The sequence below is a fragment of the Vibrio ishigakensis genome, assembly GCF_024347675.1.
Taxonomy (GTDB): Bacteria; Pseudomonadota; Gammaproteobacteria; order Enterobacterales; family Vibrionaceae; genus Vibrio; species Vibrio ishigakensis.
The window spans coordinates 940,503-956,926 of the sequence record NZ_AP024882.1 but is presented as its reverse complement, the minus strand read 5'-3'; the positions used below and the strand labels follow the sequence as shown (position 1 = coordinate 956,926).

General features: G+C 45.6%; 17 protein-coding genes. 8 read left to right on the top strand and 9 right to left on the bottom strand.

Features of this window, described 5'->3' with window-relative positions; translation table 11 throughout:
- Nucleotides 1-64: 64 nt before the first annotated feature.
- Nucleotides 65-1,237: a BamA/TamA family outer membrane protein gene (locus Pcarn_RS18220; protein WP_261835745.1), complete on the bottom strand. Its 1,173-nt coding sequence runs from the start codon at nt 1,235-1,237 to the stop codon at nt 65-67.
- Between the two features lie 125 nt (nt 1,238-1,362).
- On the opposite strand from Pcarn_RS18220, the gene Pcarn_RS18215 reads away from it, so the two are divergent.
- On the top strand, nt 1,363-1,920 hold the full coding sequence (locus Pcarn_RS18215) for a DUF4136 domain-containing protein (RefSeq protein ID WP_261835744.1): 558 nt from the start codon (nt 1,363-1,365) through the stop codon (nt 1,918-1,920).
- 48 nt (nt 1,921-1,968) lie between these two features.
- On the opposite strand, the gene Pcarn_RS18210 is transcribed toward Pcarn_RS18215, so the two are convergent.
- Nucleotides 1,969-3,162, bottom strand: a complete 1,194-nt coding sequence (locus Pcarn_RS18210; protein WP_261835743.1) for a hypothetical protein — start codon at nt 3,160-3,162, stop codon at nt 1,969-1,971.
- A 5-nt stretch (nt 3,163-3,167) separates the two neighbouring features.
- Nucleotides 3,168-3,974, bottom strand: coding sequence for a hypothetical protein (locus tag Pcarn_RS18205; RefSeq protein ID WP_261835742.1), 807 nt, complete (start codon nt 3,972-3,974; stop codon nt 3,168-3,170).
- A 252-nt stretch (nt 3,975-4,226) separates the two neighbouring features.
- On the opposite strand from Pcarn_RS18205, the gene Pcarn_RS18200 reads away from it, so the two are divergent.
- Complete coding sequence (locus Pcarn_RS18200; protein WP_261835741.1) at nt 4,227-5,117, top strand: 6-pyruvoyl trahydropterin synthase family protein; 891 nt, start codon at nt 4,227-4,229, stop codon at nt 5,115-5,117.
- Nucleotides 5,118-5,159: 42 nt separating this feature from the next.
- Here Pcarn_RS18200 and Pcarn_RS18195 read toward each other — a convergent pair whose 3' ends face one another.
- Nucleotides 5,160-5,549 carry a hypothetical protein gene (locus Pcarn_RS18195; RefSeq protein ID WP_261835740.1) on the bottom strand — a complete coding sequence of 130 codons (390 nt, stop codon included), beginning with the start codon at nt 5,547-5,549 and terminating at the stop codon, nt 5,160-5,162.
- A gap of 146 nt (nt 5,550-5,695) precedes the next feature.
- On the opposite strand from Pcarn_RS18195, the gene Pcarn_RS18190 reads away from it, so the two are divergent.
- Together Pcarn_RS18190 and ppk2 are read left to right on the top strand one after the other, a co-directional pair.
- Nucleotides 5,696-5,926 carry a hypothetical protein gene (locus tag Pcarn_RS18190; RefSeq protein WP_261835739.1) on the top strand — a complete coding sequence of 77 codons (231 nt, stop codon included), beginning with the start codon at nt 5,696-5,698 and terminating at the stop codon, nt 5,924-5,926.
- 24 nt (nt 5,927-5,950) lie between these two features.
- On the top strand, nt 5,951-6,709 hold the full coding sequence (gene ppk2 / locus Pcarn_RS18185) for a polyphosphate kinase 2 (RefSeq protein WP_261835738.1): 759 nt from the start codon (nt 5,951-5,953) through the stop codon (nt 6,707-6,709).
- A 31-nt stretch (nt 6,710-6,740) separates the two neighbouring features.
- Here the strand turns inward: ppk2 and Pcarn_RS18180 are convergent, their stop codons facing one another.
- From Pcarn_RS18180 to hutW, 5 genes are all read right to left on the bottom strand, one after another.
- Nucleotides 6,741-8,543 (bottom strand): ABC transporter ATP-binding protein, encoded by a 1,803-nt coding sequence (locus Pcarn_RS18180; RefSeq protein ID WP_315972704.1) that lies wholly within the window; start codon nt 8,541-8,543, stop codon nt 6,741-6,743.
- A 137-nt stretch (nt 8,544-8,680) separates the two neighbouring features.
- Nucleotides 8,681-10,834, bottom strand: coding sequence for a TonB-dependent hemoglobin/transferrin/lactoferrin family receptor (locus tag Pcarn_RS18175; protein WP_261835736.1), 2,154 nt, complete (start codon nt 10,832-10,834; stop codon nt 8,681-8,683).
- Between the two features lie 189 nt (nt 10,835-11,023).
- Nucleotides 11,024-11,593 carry a heme utilization protein HutZ gene (gene hutZ / locus Pcarn_RS18170; RefSeq protein ID WP_261835735.1) on the bottom strand — a complete coding sequence of 190 codons (570 nt, stop codon included), beginning with the start codon at nt 11,591-11,593 and terminating at the stop codon, nt 11,024-11,026.
- On the bottom strand, nt 11,593-12,111 hold the full coding sequence (hutX, locus tag Pcarn_RS18165; protein ID WP_261835734.1) for a heme utilization cystosolic carrier protein HutX: 519 nt from the start codon (nt 12,109-12,111) through the stop codon (nt 11,593-11,595). The genes hutZ and hutX overlap by 1 nt, the downstream gene beginning before the upstream one ends.
- Before the next feature lie 14 nt (nt 12,112-12,125).
- Entirely contained in the window at nt 12,126-13,466 is a 1,341-nt protein-coding gene (hutW, locus tag Pcarn_RS18160; protein WP_261835733.1) for a heme anaerobic degradation radical SAM methyltransferase ChuW/HutW, read from the bottom strand.
- A 202-nt stretch (nt 13,467-13,668) separates the two neighbouring features.
- Between hutW and Pcarn_RS18155 the strand changes: the two genes are divergently transcribed.
- The 4 genes from Pcarn_RS18155 to Pcarn_RS18140 are packed head-to-tail and all read left to right on the top strand — an operon-like array spanning nt 13,669 to nt 16,423.
- Nucleotides 13,669-14,424 (top strand): energy transducer TonB, encoded by a 756-nt coding sequence (locus Pcarn_RS18155; RefSeq protein ID WP_261835732.1) that lies wholly within the window; start codon nt 13,669-13,671, stop codon nt 14,422-14,424.
- Between the two features lie 24 nt (nt 14,425-14,448).
- Complete coding sequence (locus Pcarn_RS18150) at nt 14,449-15,138, top strand: MotA/TolQ/ExbB proton channel family protein (protein WP_261835731.1); 690 nt, start codon at nt 14,449-14,451, stop codon at nt 15,136-15,138.
- Complete coding sequence (locus Pcarn_RS18145) at nt 15,135-15,569, top strand: ExbD/TolR family protein (RefSeq protein WP_261835730.1); 435 nt, start codon at nt 15,135-15,137, stop codon at nt 15,567-15,569. The genes Pcarn_RS18150 and Pcarn_RS18145 overlap by 4 nt, the downstream gene beginning before the upstream one ends.
- Nucleotides 15,569-16,423, top strand: coding sequence for a heme/hemin ABC transporter substrate-binding protein (locus Pcarn_RS18140; RefSeq protein WP_390904510.1), 855 nt, complete (start codon nt 15,569-15,571; stop codon nt 16,421-16,423). The genes Pcarn_RS18145 and Pcarn_RS18140 overlap by 1 nt, the downstream gene beginning before the upstream one ends.
- Nucleotide 16,424: the final 1 nt, after the last annotated feature.

Genomic DNA, 16,424 nt, shown 5'->3' with positions numbered 1-16,424 from the left:
CTTTCTTCCTTAAATCGATAAATCAAAGCGGCTGCTCTTCCTCTCTAGACAGCCGTTTTTCTTTTTAGAACACCTCATTCACATTGAAGTAGAACAAGGTCTCATCTTCACCAAAGCCAAGGTCGGCCCTTAGGTTTATCCTGCCTTTCAAGCGATAACGTAAACCGACACCGTAACTGGCAAGTAAGTCATCACTTAGCTCATCGAAGTCTTCACCAATTGAACCGACACCAGCCCAGAATACGCTACCCCAGCGACGGTAAATAGGAAGTCGATACTCTGCCTGCGCCATCGCCATCTGCTCATCTCGATAGCGCCCAACAATGTAGCCACGCATTGCGTAAGCACCGCCGAGATCAGGTAGTCGGTTCCAAGGAACATCGCCCGAGGTAAAATTGCCCTGCCCTTGCAACGCTAATACGCCAGGTACTGGCTCAAGGTCGATAAAGTGCGCTACTTCAATATCATATCGACCGAAAGACTCCGAATTTAAATCGCTGTAGTAGGCACCGAAATCAGCTTGCAACAAGGTGCCACTTTCTGTGTTCTCAACGAAGTTACGAGAGTCATATAACAAAGTGCCTAATACACCAAATGAAGTATTTGACTCTAGGTCATCAAACAGCAGTGGATTACCAACCACGACATCATCACCGAGCTCAGGGTCGCGTGTTCCTGTGTAGTTGATGTTACCCCCAACGCCCAAGAACCAATTTTCAGCAATCTTGTGATACCAACGGGGAGTCACCTGCAGGAGCGTTTGGGTATAAAGGACCTTGTTTTCGTCGTTGCTAGCTGACTCATAGCCTTTACCATAGTAAACGACAGGCTCATCATAAGCCTCTGCCACTATCTCAAATCGGTTCTCACCATCATTCAAGAAAGTAATGTTATCGAAACTTAGGCCAAGAGATAGGTTGGTTGAAACATAAGTATTAATGACAAAAGAAGAGGGCTGTTCATAGTTTTTAGCCGAGTCTGTTTGATACAGACCTATGATAAGCGCACCTGCCCCAAACTCTTGTTCTGGGTTATAGAACACGGACGGGATATAACTCATATCCACACCCTTATCTGGATCAAAGCCGCCATCCGCACCTACAAAATCAAATGCTCGATCTACAAACGTAGGTTCAGCGTCAGCTGGGGTTGGAAACAAGGGTTCGACCGCAAAACTAAGAGAAGAGAGAATTAACGTTGAGCTCACCACCAGGCGAGACAGAGATGTGTGGTACATCAGCGCTCCTTGCTACAAAAAAGTGCGCACTAATTAGTCTATGTATCCGTTTTAACTAGACTTTTTTCAGCGCCCTCGACTATTCTAGCCAATGAAACATTTAATTAACAAGGCTTGGAGCATTTATGAAATGGATTTCGGCATTACTTGCTAGTGCAGCCCTAACCGCATGCGTCACCTCTCCAGTAGAAAAAGAAAACAATTTCGCGATCGGTGTTGCCATCAGTGGCGATTTTCAGTTCATTCCGGCAGGTGCAAAAACTTATGCATGGCATCCTACTTCGGGTGTGACCTATGTAGGTAAATCGGTCGACAAGAAAACCCTACGTCATATGTTCAACGATGCCATTGAAAATACTCTTGCCGAAAAAGGCTACGTTCGAGTAACTATGGAGCAGTCACCAAACTTTGTTGTTGGCTATGGACTCGCAGTAGAGTCTGAACTCTCAGATGAAGAGATCTACTCCAAGACTCAACTGAGTACCGGTATCCCAACGGCAGACTTCAAAGAAGATGAGAAAGGCACTCTGTTCATTGCCATGTATAACTACCCGCTACTGGAGCCAAAATGGAAGGCTCTGGCACAGAGTGGTGCCAAAGCAGAGCGCGACCCAGAACACAGCGAGCGCCGCATAAATAGTTATGTAGATACTGTTTTGAGGGATATGCCTACTGCGCAATAAATTCCGGTTTATCAGTTTGAGGGGAAGGTAACTTCCCCTTTTTTACGTCTATTCGATGCTGTAACTCAACTCGCCGTCTTCATTCTCAACAATATCTAACTCAAACATTATAGAGGGTGTCTTATTTCCGGCTGACCCTACCTTATCCTCTAGATAGAGAGTTCTAGTTCTAGTTTCATCTGGTGTTTTTACTACCATGGTTGCGGTATCGGGGTAGTATCCAGCAAAGTAGTTAACTCCAAACTGGAACTCTCCTTCAACAACGTTGGTACAAGGTACTGAGTAATGTTCTATCTTTTTCTCGGCATCATTTAATGCATCCCCGTGTAAAAGCCCGAAGTTACCCTCTTTGTTAGCGTAGTAAACATGCGTACCGTCTGGTTCGAATGTAATAAGATCCAAATCGATATGCTCTTTCCACGATAGAGCTACATGTAATGCACTCCCTCCAAGCACTTCCGGAGCAACCTGTAAGCCTTCCTCTACAATAAACACATCTTCTACAACCTTTCTTCTTGCTAGAGTGTTTTCGACCATATAAGACTCAACGAATCTATGTCCGCTCCAATCATTGGCGTTCAGCGTATCAAAATTTGAAAAGTTCGCTTCCATAGACCCTGGAGTAAAATACATTACTAGGTCTTCAGTGATGGTTGTATTAGGTCCACCATCCGCCACATAAGTTGCAGGATTAGCAACTGCTACCATTCCCCAAGCATCACGATATTGTGGGTGAATATGGTTATAAGCTTGATTTGCGAACAGATTACCTTGGGAATGAGAAACCACGATTACCTTGTTTCCCTCTAAAAGGGCTGCATCGTAAATGTTCACATGATTACGCAGTTCTGGTTGTGCGTCGTAGGAAATCTCAATAGATTTTGTAGCGAGGTTAGTTAAAATCTCTTTCATCTCGTCGGGCATGGCTTCAACGCCTGAAAAATACAACCACAACTGACTCTCTTCGAGGTTGAGCTTTTGGTCTACTGATTCAAAAAAGTCACCGATGCTTTCAGATGGATTGATTACCCTGCCGTGCGAAATCTTCTTATCAATTTCTAACGACCTGTTTCTCTCCTCAATTGCCTGTTTCAGTACATTTGATGATTCCTTAGCATCAAGAACAGAGTTTCGCATACCATTCCCATAGAACACTTTTAAATGCGGCTCGCAAACCAACTCGGAAGCAGTAACACACTGTGCACTCATTACGCACATTGCTGTAAACACTATAGCTTTCATGTTTCTCACTCCTGATACCTGGACACATCAAACGAGCATTCTTGATAATATTTTTCAGTAGGTTTGTTATTCATGATTACATTACCTACCGTCGAACTTTGAAAATCGTCATAACTTCGAGTTCTATCTCTTGTGTTCATCTGCTTCGCATGCAGCCTAGACGCCACTTCATAACTAGTTCCTGGAACGACCCAGCTTAAGCAGTTATATGCAGAATCAAATGCTTTAACTGCCTGATAAGCCTGCTCCCTAGACTCCGCTCCAATCAACGCCGACTGAAGCGAACGAGCCACATCCATAAGGGCTAACTGTACCGATGGTTGGCCTGCATACTCAAAGTAGATATAGCGCTGAACATCATCCCTCACACCGTCCGCATCACTATCGATTCCCTCCACTGTTGTATCATTCTCATTGCCAGGTTCCGGCGGCAGAGAGATCACTGGTTCGAGCACTTCTAGCTCTACGGTTAACGACTTCGATTTCTTCGAGGGCTTCTTATCGAAGTAAACTTGAGATAAATACACCCCTGGAGAGGCATCTTCCGGTACGGTCAGTGCTATTACTAAACTCTTACCTTTGTGCTTAGAACTTTTCGTCTCAACTTCTTTTGTCACCGATACCCAAGACTCTATTTCTGAATGCAGTTCCAACTCAAAAGACTTAAACTGCTTTTCTGATGACACCGTTTGTTCAAGGGTTTGTCCCGGAAGTACGCTGATTCGATATACCGAAGAATCATCTTTGTCCTTCGCTACAACCAGCAAAGGGACCATAACCATCAATGTAATTAGAGTGCAGACTATCTTCATGAGCATTCCATGCGCCGGTTAAAAACCTCATAAGATTAGTTCAGTAAAATCAATCGCATTAAGCTCAAGAAGCAAACTGCATAATAGCTCGCAAGAATTTATGTACGGTTGAAAAAGTTACAGACAGCCATCCTGCCTAAACAAATCTACAATCATTGTTTAAAATAATTTCTGAAAGAGCTTGAGCGGTTTACTCGGGCTTTAAGGCACGTATAATGCCTTGCCCCTATCAGAATCAATAAGGACTTCAGTTTGAAGCTATTTGTTAGAGATCTTACTGTTATCGATTCCTCTTACCTTTGCCCCCAGCGTGGCATGGTGGGAGAAAGCTGGATACTCGATGTAGTAATGTCAGGTGAGTTGAATGAGATGAGCATGGTGCTCGACTTCAGCCGCGTAAAGAAACAGATTAAGCAGATTGTCGATGAATACATTGACCACAGACTGATTGTACCGAGCCAAAATCCAGCAATCCGCACCGAACCAACCAAGCCTGGCTACTCGACCGTAGACCTGCTTCGCGAAGACAATAGCCTTCACCTGCACTGCCCTGACGAGGCTTACTGCTTCATCAATGCTGATGAGGTGACTATCGAGTCAGTGACTCAACATGTTTACGAAGTATTGAAAGGCAAGCTTCCTGAAAACGTGCAAGGCCTTGAGATCACATTGCGACATGAAGATATCGTAGGCCCTTTCTATCACTACAGCCACGGCTTGAAAAAGCACGATGGTAACTGCCAGCGTATCGCTCATGGTCACCGCTCTCCAGTAGAACTTCTAGTAAACGGCAAGCGTGATCTTGAATTGGAACAAGAATGGGCTGAGCGTTGGAAGGATATCTATCTTGGTAGCCAAGAAGATGAATGTGAGCTAGCAGACCTAAACTTGAGTCCAGCAGCTAGTTCTCTAACCGAGATGACTCATCATGCATTTCGCTACACCGCGCCACAGGGTGAGTTCGAGCTTGCGATCGCTCGTAGCGATGTTGAGATGATAGATACTGATACTACGGTCGAGCTACTGGCTCAATATATTGCAGAGGAAGTTAGCCAATCTGTAGAGCCTGGGGCAACACTTGATGTTATCGCCTATGAGGGTGTCGGCAAGGGCGCAATGGCTTCAGTTAAAGGCCAAGCCTAAACCCAATGTAAGCCCTGTCATAGTGATAGGGCTTTTTACTCTTCAGTAATCAAACTCCACCAAAATCGGTAGCTTTACTTCATTCATGGTTATCCAGGCACAGATCTGACGCTTGATCTCAGGTAGTAGGTGATAGCTGTGGCGCACATTCTGGTACATCTTAACCTGATTACGCTCAACGGGTTTCATCAGCAACAAACCCTTCTCTAGCAAGCCCGTCAGCACCGACTTCTCAATGGAATAAACCCCTAATTCATTTTTAAAGCTGCACATCTCTTCAAAGTCGAGATCACTGAGCCAAACACCAATCCCATCATCAGATACAAAAGCCGCCTTGCCCCTGTGCTGTTCCAAAACAAACAATGACACCAAAGCCGATTGTTGTGCTTCGCTCAATAAAGAGAAGCAGAGCTTACTAATATTTGCGTTCATAGTATTTTCGATTGTTAATAAAACTGCGTTTAATCTATCACTTTATATTTATGCTTGGTTATTCAATTTTGAATTTCAGAATTTCATTCCCTTTTTCTAGTTAATAGATAAATTAATAAGCAACTAAATTAATCAGAGGTAGAAACATGCTTATGTACGTACTCGCTCTAATAGGAGCCGGTTGGATATCGCTCAAGGCTTATAATGCTCTTAAAGCCACGAGAGTAAAAGAAGTAGAGACTGAGTCAGAGCCTGTGGGTTATCAGCAAGAGTGCGTCAAGCTATGTGGATGTAGCATGGGAAGCTACGGTCCTGTTCTACCCGAAAATGTTCAAGATTTTATCTATCACAGAAATAAGTCTGAAGAGGGAGAATAATTCGGCTTTGGATTAAATAACAAAATGAATAAAAAAGAGTACAAAAAAGAATTAAAAAAACTCCAAGCAGAATTAGTTCAGTTGCAATCCTATATTATTAAGCACGGCTTAAAAGTGGTTCTCTTGTTTGAAGGAAGGGATTCTGCTGGTAAGGGTGGAAGCATCAAGCGCATCATCGATAAACTCAATCCAAACCATGTACGAGTGGTTGCCAAGGGTAAGCCTACCGATGCAGAAGAAAAGCAGTGGTACTTTCAGCGCTGGGTTAAAGAGATGCCCAGCGAGGGTGAAATCGTTCTATTCGATAGAAGTTGGTATACCCGAGCGGGTGTAGAATCTGTGATGGGTTTTGCAACCCAGGCTCAGGTTTCAAACTTTCTAGAGGACTGCCCAGCTTTTGAGAAAAGCTTGGTTCGCCAAGGCGTCATCGTTCTCAAGTATTGGCTCTCAATAACTCATGAGACCCAAGAGCAGCGCTTTCATGAAAGACTAAACAAGATCACCAAGCGCTGGAAACTGTCGCCGATGGACTTGAAATCTCGCAGTATGTGGCGCGAATACACCAAGGCTAAAGAGATCATGTTTCGTGAGACCAGCACCGACCATTGTCCTTGGTATGTGGTGGATAATAACTGCAAGCGAACAGGACGATTAGATTTGATACGTCATATCTTGAGCCAGTTCGACTTTGAGAGACGTAACCTTGAGCCTAAGGTACTGCCACCAGTAAAGGTGCATCGCTGTCAGCCCAATCCAGAATTTGATGGCCTTTGGGTCAATTAAGAAAAAGCCCTGAAACTCTCAGGGCTTAGCTTTATCCTGCTTGCAGGGTTCCATACAAGGTTTGATACAAGCCATCAGATTGAATAAGGTCAAGGTGCGTGCCAGACTGGACCACATTGCCATCCTCAAGCACGTAGATAAGGTCTGCCTGTTTAACGGCAGACAGCCTATGCGCCACTATCAAGGTAGTGCGGTTCTGCAAGAAGCGGTTCAGCGCTAAATGAAGCGTAGCCTCGGTAGAGGTGTCTAGCGCTGAGGTTGCCTCGTCTAGAATCACCAATTCAGGGTCTGCCAAAACCACACGCGCAATTGCAAGACGCTGTCTTTGACCACCAGAGAGTCTAACTCCTTGGCGACCAATGTGAGACTCAAGGCCTTCAGGTAAAGTTGTGCGAAGATCTCCAAGTTGCGCCACTTCTAAAGCATTCCACAGCACATCCTCTGGGTAATCCTGCCCCAAGGTAAGGTTCTGGCGCAGAGTATCGTTAAAGATCATTGGCTGCTGCAAAACCACGGCTAGCTTCTTACGCAGAGCCTCATAACTTACAGACTCTATGCTGTGTCCGTTTACCAAAATATTCCCGCTGTCTTTTTGATAGATACCCAGCAACAGTTGGATAAGTGTAGATTTACCCCCACCTGAAGCACCAACTAGTGCAACACGCTTCCCTTTCGGGATCTTGAGAGACAGGTTATCAAGTACCTTACGATCCGAGTCGTAAGAGAAGTTAACTCCCTCAAACTCGATATCTATTGGCTCACCTTTTACAAATGGGTTCACGGTAGCCACAGGGCGGTTTTCTTCTGGCATATCCAAGATGCCGTTCAAGCGTTTCATCGCTGCGGATGCGCTGTACCAAGAGTACTGAATGCTCAGCAGTTCTTGCACCGGCGATAGCATGAACCACAGATATCCGAATACCGCAAAGATCTGTCCGATAGTGAGGTCACTAAAAAGCACCATCAGCATGGCTGCCGCGCGGAAGATCTCAAAGCCGATCAGGAACATCAAAAACGATAATCGGTTCGCTGCATCCGACTGCCAAGCATATTTGTCTGCATCTACACGGATAGCCTCAGCATCACCTTTCAGCTTGTTTAGATAATCCTGCTCTCGGTTAGCCGCTCGCAATTGATAGATACCATCTAGAGTCTCTACTAGGCGCTGTTGGAAGCGCTCAAAAGATTGATTCTCTTTCTTCTTCAGGTGCTTCACGCGCTGACCAAGCAGGCGCGATAAGAAGATAACCACAGGGTTCATCAGGATGATGAAAAGACCGAGCTGCCAATTGAGCCATAGCAAGATAGCGCCGATACCGATAACGCTCAGGACACTAATAACAAAGCGGCTTAGGGTCGAGCCGATAAACTTATCTATAGTCTCAATGTCAGTTACTAGGTGTGAAGTAAGGCCACCACTGCCCTTCTCTTCATACTGCTGCATGGAAACTCGACCTAGTTTCTCAAGAATCCACTGACGCAGATTACAGGTGAGCTGTTTCGAGACCAGAGTAAACTGACGCGTTTGCAATATGTTAAGCGCCTGACTGCCCACTCGCATTAATACGATGGCAATCAAAACAGTAACGATATAAGCCGTCGCAGTATGCAAAGACTCAGGCAGAATAGTATTGAGAATATCTATACCAGTTGCCGGTTTATCTAGTAGAACCTCATCCACCATCAATGGCAGTAAAAGCGGGATTGGCACGCTGATAAGGGTAGCAAAGAAGGCTATCACGTTAGCATATAGTAGTTTCTTTTTGTGGCGTATCGCTTGTTGATAGAGCCACTGTTTATCTAGTCTCGGAGTCTGAGTAGATGGCGTTTCTATGGGCACGAGCATTCCTTGGGTAACTCTTTTATTTAAGGGTATACGAAAATATGTGGGTTTGGTTGACTGGCTTATAACCTAATAAAGCCCGCAACTAAGTTGCGAGCTTTTCGGTTGTTTAGTCAAAGACTCTTGCTTTAGAAGAAGTACTCAGCACTTACGCCCCAGTTACGACCTGCTTGGGTATCAAAGTCTTTTCTCTCATCCTTGCCACTTAGGTCTTCATATAGCCAGTATTTTTCATCAAAGGCGTTGAACAGACCGGCACGTAGCGTCAGATCATTGATTGGACGATAGTAAGCCGTAACGTCTAGTAGGCTATAAGATGGCGCGTCTACGTTATCCACTTCGGTCCATGCGTCTTTGCTCGCTACCATGGTGTAGTTCACAAGCGCACCAAAGGTCTTATCTGTGTTGTCATAACCTAGACCAATCACACCCGTCAGCGGTGCTACAGAATCTAGCTCACGACCCGTGTTCACATCTTCACCGTAAGCGTATGCCACGCTTAGCTTAGTGTAGGTACCAACAGGACCTAAGATCGTACCTGCTGCTTCTGCACCGTAGATCTTCGCTTCATCGATGTTCACAGAGGTGTAGATATCACGACCAGTCGGGCCATCCGTGCCTACCTTCTGAGTGGTAATGAAGTCGTCGTATTCATTGTAGAAACCACTTACTTCATATTGGTAGATAGAGCCCTTGCCACGGAAACCAATCTCATACGACAAGCTCTTCTCTGCTTCTAGGTCTGGGTTGCCGTAGAAGATAGCGCCTGTGTCATAGATGTAGTAAAGGTCATAAACCGTTGGTGCTTTGAAGCCTTGGCTAATCTGAGCATATGGACTGAACGCATCTGCTACGTGGTATACCGCACCCACACGACCTGTAAAGGCATCGTTCTTGTTCGCTTCGTGAGAATCTACATAGCCATCGTTTGATTCAGGGTCAGTTCTGAATGAGTCATAACGAAGACCCGCCGATAGCACTAGTTTCTCATCCATCAAGAAGGCTTGGTCTTGGATGAATACGCCCCATTGCTGAACGGTGGCATTTGGCAGACCCGTGCTACCAGGCGCTGAGCTTGGTGGTACTCCCGGTTGACCGCTTTGAATAAAGTGGTCTGTATTCTCTAGAGAGAAATCGTTATGTAGGTAACTCGCACCATAGGTAAGCTCGTGATAGTGGTTTTCCGCCAAGATGACTTTGTTAAACTGCATATCAAACTGGATAGAGTCATCTTGCGCGATACGCTCACGGTTACGGATACGATCATCATAGATAGGGAACCAGTTGGTGGTATCGTAGTTATCAGACTCACTCTCTGTCATCTGATAGCCAAGAGTCCACTTGAGCTCATCTGCGATAACACTGTTCATCGCCCATTCGTGCTCAAGACTCACGCGCATACGGTTGGTGTTATCGTGCACCGAAACATCTGAGTAAACAAAGCCAGGCATGATTTCCCAACCCTCTTCAGACAACACTTTCTCATCGAAGCTACGATCAAAATACTCGAAGGTCATGCCGATACGGTGATCATCGTTCGCTTGATAGTAGGCTTTCACAAGACCGTTATATAGCTTCGAATCACCTGGGTTAGCCGCACCACGGTCTTCACCGTTGATGTCTGCGCCATCGCCATGGGTTTGATATTCTTCACCATCTGCATAGGTAAACATAGTTAGTGTTTCCCACTTACCTTGGCGCATTGCCCAAGTAGCGGTGTTTTTAAATTCACTGTTTACCGAAGAGTAGCCAGACTTGATACCAAAGCGGTTCTCATCACCATCTGTGATTAGCACATCATCAGGGTTCTTAGTGCGCATAAGTACCACACCACCTAGCGCGTCAGAACCATAAAGGCTAGATGAAGGTCCTTTGTTAACCTCGATACCGGCTAGGGTATCTGTTTCGATCATGTTTGGATATTTGCGCTGCTGATTAGCACCTGGGTTATATGGAACTGGCTGCTGCACACCATCAACCATCACCTTAACGCGGCTGTCTTCCATACCACGGATGTTAAAGCCAGATACGCCGAAACGACCACTACCTTGAGCTTGAACGCCCGGAGTATATTTCAGTGTGTCTTTAAGGTTGTTGTTCATTTGTGCATCTAGATCATCGCGACTTACCGTCGCAACTGAAGAAGATACGTCTTCTTTGTTTTGTTCAGTACGTGTTGCAGAAACTACCACTTCATCAAATGTGAATGTCTCTTCAGCAAATACCGCTGTCGAAGCGCAGATAGCACCAATTGCCAGTGCCAGACTTGTTTTTTTATACATGGTTTGACCCAAAATCCGTTTGTTAAAAGCAGAGAAAGCCCTACCGACTGGCAAATGCCAGTCAGCATGAAATTGTTTTTATTGGTATTTTTTGTAGAAGCCACTAGCAAAGCTATAGCTTCTAGAACAAGGCAGCGCTTCGCAGGTTTAGTGGGCCTAAATCAAGAAGCGCTAACGCAGTTATAGGAGCTAGAGCGCAGCTAGTTTGTCTTTTTCGTCTTGAACATGCCCCTCATTCAAGTGCAGGAAATCTACCAAGTCATTGCCTGATACATTGAATGCTTGACCAAAACCTTTCACATAACGACCGCTGCTTGGTGTCAGTTTGTAAAGGTTAAAGTCACCTAGGTTTGCTAGGTTTTGTGCCATCTCGCCAAAGCGCTCAACTAGAGCCGAAACACCCGCCTTGCCTTCTTCGGTTTCTTTATCTATATGCTGAGCCGTTGTATCGAAAGTTAGACGCTTACGTGCGTGAACACTCTTAGATTGAGACTCGTCCTCTACCATCATGATAGAAACGTTCTTAGTGGTTTTTAGGTTCTGACCATGAGCGGCTAGATCGCTCACTAGAATGTAATAGCCCGCTTTATCAAATGCGAAAGGCGTGTAGCTCACATGTGGCAGACCGTCTTTAGTGATGGTTGCTAGCTGAAGTGTTTGGCATGCATCACGGAACTCTTGAACCTCAGGACCTAAACGACCCTGCAGACGCTCTTGTTTGATTTCGTCACGGCTTTTTTCAGTGTTTTGAGCAGTCATTATGCAAATTCCTTTTTCATTAGCTCTAGCTTTTCGATCTGTTCTGGGAAAAGTTGACGTTTCTTATCGCGACCTAGGTAAACCTTAAATACGCACTCACCCGCTTCATCAAAGAAACCAATGTAGTGGCTTTCCATCTTGCGGAATGGTTTAGATACCAAGGCAACATGCTTTACTAGATCCAGTCTTAGGTGACCGTGCAACTCACCATCACGACCCATTAGGTTGTAGTAACCGTGTGCTACTTTGCCCTTAGGGAATGGTGCTTTATATTCAAAGATAGAACCGAACGAATGAACGATTGTCGTTACCTTACCCCAAGTTGGAAGTGCTTCTAGGATCTCTTGAGCCTTCTCTCCAGGGACAGGTGTTACCATGTCAGATGGAAGTACAAAAGTAATCTCACCTTCAGTTGCACTTAGCTCAGTCGCCATTTGTGATACTGGTACTGTGCTGTCCGTTTCCATCATGGTTGCAACAGCTTCTAGCACCTGTTGCTTAGTTAATGACGTGTACATTTTTCCTCTCAGATTTAAGCCGCTTTTGTAGCGTTGTTTTGATTATTAGAAATAACTTGGATTAGGTTTTGTGCCAGAGTCACTGACCAAAACTGTCCCGCTAACGTCAAAGACAAATAGCCATTCGACACGATTGCTAATCCATTCTTGGTCCATGCCTCAAACAAAGGCATAACAGATTCAAATAGGCCCTGTGGCAGGCTTGAAGCGCTTAACACGCCTCTATCGAAAGCTGCTTTGATGGTGTTGACCAAAGCCGCGTTAGATGCGCTTTGGAAAGCCATCCCAGCCGCAAATTGGTTTGTGTTTACTGCTTCGATGTATTTTTCCATGTCACGGAATTGCATGGTGCTCACCCCGTTCACATTACCGCCTGCGCCGGCACCCAATGGCATCACTTGAGCTGAGGTCTTAGCCAAGCTGTTGTAGATAGAGCGCTCTCGATTATCTGAACTCCAGTGGTTCACACTTAGGCGTCTTTGATGATGCTTAGCCATAAAATCAACGCCCATCTGATACATGCTAGCCTTCATTTGGGTGTTGGCTGGCTCTGGTAATTTACCTTGCTCTACCAAGCGACCCATAGGCAGGTTTTGCATCTCAATCAGTTGGTAAAGGTCTACACCATGAGCACCGCTCTCTAGATACAGCTCAAGGTCTGTGGCCCAGTTGTCTAGGGTTTGATGTGGCAGGCCGTAAAGCAGGTCAATCACGATTGGCGCGCTGTCATAGCTCACAAAATGCTGCAAACGCTCAAGTACCTCATCTCCATCATTAAGACGCTTGGCTGCGCGGCGAACCTTGGTATCAAAGCTCTGAACACCAAAAGAGAAGCGATTGATCCCCCCCTCTAGAGCAGACTCGAATTTACGGTCATCGAAGCGATTAATACGTCCTTCGAGTGTGATTTCGCAATCTGGCGTCAGAGGGAAATAGGCACGAATCATCTCACCCAGTTCTTTGATTTGGTCGGCACTCAAGTCTGTAGGAGTACCACCGCCGAAATATACGGCTTGGAATGGATAAGCCTGAGTCCAAGGCATAGCCGCTTTCCACAAAAGCTCTGTCTTAAGAGCTTCAAAATATTCAGCGATCAGCTTCTTGCTTGACGCATATTGAAAGAAGTTGCAGTAGGTACAGCGAACACGGCAAAACGGAATATGGATATACAGGCAACGAGGCCCCTTCTCTCCTGAATCAGAGAAAGCGTTCTCTAAAGCGGATTGTGTCTGCTGCGGTGGAATTGGTTTAGCCATACCACCAGCATGGGGGCCCTTTTTCTTATCGAAAGCAAAGCGCAAAGGATCTGGCGTATGCTTGCCAGTGATATCTGGATTGTTCAGTTCGAGATTCATTTTTTATTATTTCAATCATCAACTTAGGCTAAGAACTTCTTCTATTCTTGCCAGAAAAACAAATGAGAACAAATCTCATTCGCTCAAATTTGTGACCACTATATTCATATTGAAAATAAATGCAAATGATAATTGATATTATTTACATTATCTGCATAATGCCTCTCATTACAATCTATTTTGGCAACGGTTTTTAGCCACAGTGAAGAAATACAGATATCTAATTGCAGGCGGAATATCCCTTCTAATTCATGGGGTTGCTCTATCCTTTGCCTCTCCTAAGCAAGAGATGAAGGTGGCCAGTGATAACGCCGGGCAAGCCGTTAGCATCCAGTTTGTATCCGTGGCACAACCCGCCAAACCAGAGCCCGCCGCGCCAAAACCTGTCGTAGAGTCACCGCCGAAGCCAGCAGAGCCGGTTAAAAAGGTGGTTGAGAAAAAACCACCTCCGCCAAAGCCCAAGCCAAAGCCAAAGCCAAAGCCAAAGCCAAAGCCAAAGCCAGTTGAGCCACCCAAAAAACAGGTTGTAAAGAAAACACCACCGCCACCTAAGCCTAAACCGGTTGAGAAAAAGCCTGAGCCGATCAAAGAGCCGGTGAAAAAGATTGCTGAGAAAAAAGAGGTTGTAGAGAAGAAACAGCAGACAGCCTCAACTAACGCAGCCAGTGCGAGCAAACCAAAGATGGTGAAAAAGCCGACGTTTTCAGCGAAACCAACCCCAGTTGGATATCCGAGATTGGCGCAAAAGCGTGGGTGGCAAGGCAATACCCTTATTGAGATTTGGATCAACGAAGAGGGTAAGCAGATCAAGCAAGCGATCGTGAACTCTTCGGGACACAAGATATTAGACGAAGCCGCAATGAAAGCTGTAGCCGAATGGCAATTCCAGCGTCGCAGTGAGCAAGGACAACGCATCGCATACCGAGTGCAGGTGCCAATTAATTTTCAACTTAAGTAAGGCCAGTTGGCCCTGAGAAATACTATGCAAACCATAATCACACTTCACAGCCAACTTGGAATGATGACAGTTCCGCTTACACTCCTGTCATTATTGACTCTGATGCTCTTGATTGAACGCACCGTATATATGTTGGTTAACGGTCGTACTCATACCACACAGATCCTAAATAGAGTTCACCGCATTGATTTTGGTAATTGTGCTCAAGTTGAGCGCTTCATTGCTGAAGACTTGCAAGGTAAAACCATCATCTATCAAGCAATGCGTATGCTCATTGGCCACCGCACTTTCACCAAAGAGTTGCGCGAAGAAGCGGTTAGCATCTGGCTATTCAAAAAACGTCAGCAATACAAATCTGGTATCCGTATCCTGTCTATTATCGGTGTGATCAGCCCGCTGATCGGTCTTCTTGGTACAGTGCTTGGCCTAATCGATATGTTTAAGGGATTGGCGCATACCTCGGGCTCTATCTCCCCAGCTGTACTCGCTGATGGTCTGGGTCTTGCAATGTCTACTACGGCTGTGGGTCTATTGATTGCCCTTCCCGCTATTACCGGCGCTCAACTGCTAGGTATGTGGGTAGAAAAAACCCTATCCAAGATCGAGTACACACTAAACCACAGCAATCTTCACATCGAAGGCATCTCAATCGAGTGTCCAGAAGAGTCTAAGTCTTGCAATGAAGCGACCCTGCTCAATCAGGAGCACGCATGATCAAGTCACAATCAAATCTGTTTGAAGAAGAGTTCAAACCTGATCTGACCCCACTACTGGACATCATCTTTATCGTGATGGTGTTCCTACTGCTGACTGCCAATATCAGTATCAAGACCATGGAAGTGGCGATACCTCAGACCGAAGATGCCGAGGTGTTGAACGACCAAGACAAGCAGGTTATTGCGGTGAATATCCTTGCCTCTGACCCTAAATGGGCCATCGATGGCAAAAGCTATTCAGATTGGGATGAGTTTACCCAAGCTCTGCTGACTGAGGTCAATAAGACCGATACAGCTTCAAAAGAAAAACGCGACCTTATCATTTCACCGGATAAAGCCGCAGACGTAGAGTCCATGCTCAAGGTATTAGCATGGCTACAAAACAACAATATCAGCGCTACAAACATCGTTATGGAAGAGAATAAATGATGAAACGACTTCTGCTACTTATTGCCGCCTCAGCGGTAGCCTTTACCACTTTTGCAGATACCTCCTCTGACGCAAAAGAGAATCGAATCATCAGCGTCGGTTCAAGTATCACAGAACTGTTCTATGCATTGGATGCGAAAGAGCAATTGGTGGCTATCGATGTGACCAGTCGTCACTTTGATAAAAGTGGTGAGATGCCACAAGTGGGTTACCACCGTCAGTTATCTGCCGAGGGTCTGATGGCTCAGAGCCCAACCCATGTCATTGGCTCTCACGAGATGGGCCCTGAATCCACACTTAAGCTTTTAAAATCGGCGGGTATCAAGGTAGTTACTGTGCCATCGGGTGACAGTGAAGCCGATCTAGCGGCGCGCATCGATGCCATCGCTAAGATCACCCATAGAGAAGAAAAGGCTGCTGAGCTTAAAGACAAGCTCCACCAGCAGATTGAGACACTCTCTAATCAAAAGCACAACAATCATCCCAAGGCTATCTTTGCCATGCTAAGTGAAGGCCGACCTGCCACTATCGCAGGCTCAGAGACCACAATAGACAAAATCATCCAATTAGCAGGCGGGGCGAACCCAGCAAACAAAGACTTCAGCTCTTATAAGTCAATGTCTTTTGAAGCCATAGTGAATATCCAACCGGAATATATCTTGGTCGCGCAACGCTCTTGGGATGCACTAGGTGGCCGCGAAGGAATCATAGAGAAGTTTCCTTTGCTAGCCGCAACACCTGCGGCAACCAACGACAAGATCATTCCAGTACCTAGTAGTGCCATCATCGGTGGATTTGGTATTGAGAGTGTCGAACTAAGCCAGTCTCTATACCAAACATTTGAGCGTAACTAAG

Coding starts and splice junctions, on each gene's coding strand:
- Pcarn_RS18220 (WP_261835745.1), bottom strand. CDS start 1,237: ATGTACCACACATCTCTGTCTCGCCTGGTGGTGAGCTCAACGTTAATT.
- Pcarn_RS18215 (WP_261835744.1), top strand. CDS start 1,363: ATGAAATGGATTTCGGCATTACTTGCTAGTGCAGCCCTAACCGCATGC.
- Pcarn_RS18210 (WP_261835743.1), bottom strand. CDS start 3,162: ATGAAAGCTATAGTGTTTACAGCAATGTGCGTAATGAGTGCACAGTGT.
- Pcarn_RS18205 (WP_261835742.1), bottom strand. CDS start 3,974: ATGAAGATAGTCTGCACTCTAATTACATTGATGGTTATGGTCCCTTTG.
- Pcarn_RS18195 (WP_261835740.1), bottom strand. CDS start 5,549: ATGAACGCAAATATTAGTAAGCTCTGCTTCTCTTTATTGAGCGAAGCA.
- Pcarn_RS18190 (WP_261835739.1), top strand. CDS start 5,696: ATGCTTATGTACGTACTCGCTCTAATAGGAGCCGGTTGGATATCGCTC.
- ppk2 (WP_261835738.1), top strand. CDS start 5,951: ATGAATAAAAAAGAGTACAAAAAAGAATTAAAAAAACTCCAAGCAGAA.
- Pcarn_RS18175 (WP_261835736.1), bottom strand. CDS start 10,834: ATGTATAAAAAAACAAGTCTGGCACTGGCAATTGGTGCTATCTGCGCT.
- hutZ (WP_261835735.1), bottom strand. CDS start 11,593: ATGACTGCTCAAAACACTGAAAAAAGCCGTGACGAAATCAAACAAGAG.
- hutX (WP_261835734.1), bottom strand. CDS start 12,111: ATGTACACGTCATTAACTAAGCAACAGGTGCTAGAAGCTGTTGCAACC.
- hutW (WP_261835733.1), bottom strand. CDS start 13,466: ATGAATCTCGAACTGAACAATCCAGATATCACTGGCAAGCATACGCCA.
- Pcarn_RS18150 (WP_261835731.1), top strand. CDS start 14,449: ATGCAAACCATAATCACACTTCACAGCCAACTTGGAATGATGACAGTT.
- Pcarn_RS18145 (WP_261835730.1), top strand. CDS start 15,135: ATGATCAAGTCACAATCAAATCTGTTTGAAGAAGAGTTCAAACCTGAT.
- Pcarn_RS18140 (WP_390904510.1), top strand. CDS start 15,569: ATGAAACGACTTCTGCTACTTATTGCCGCCTCAGCGGTAGCCTTTACC.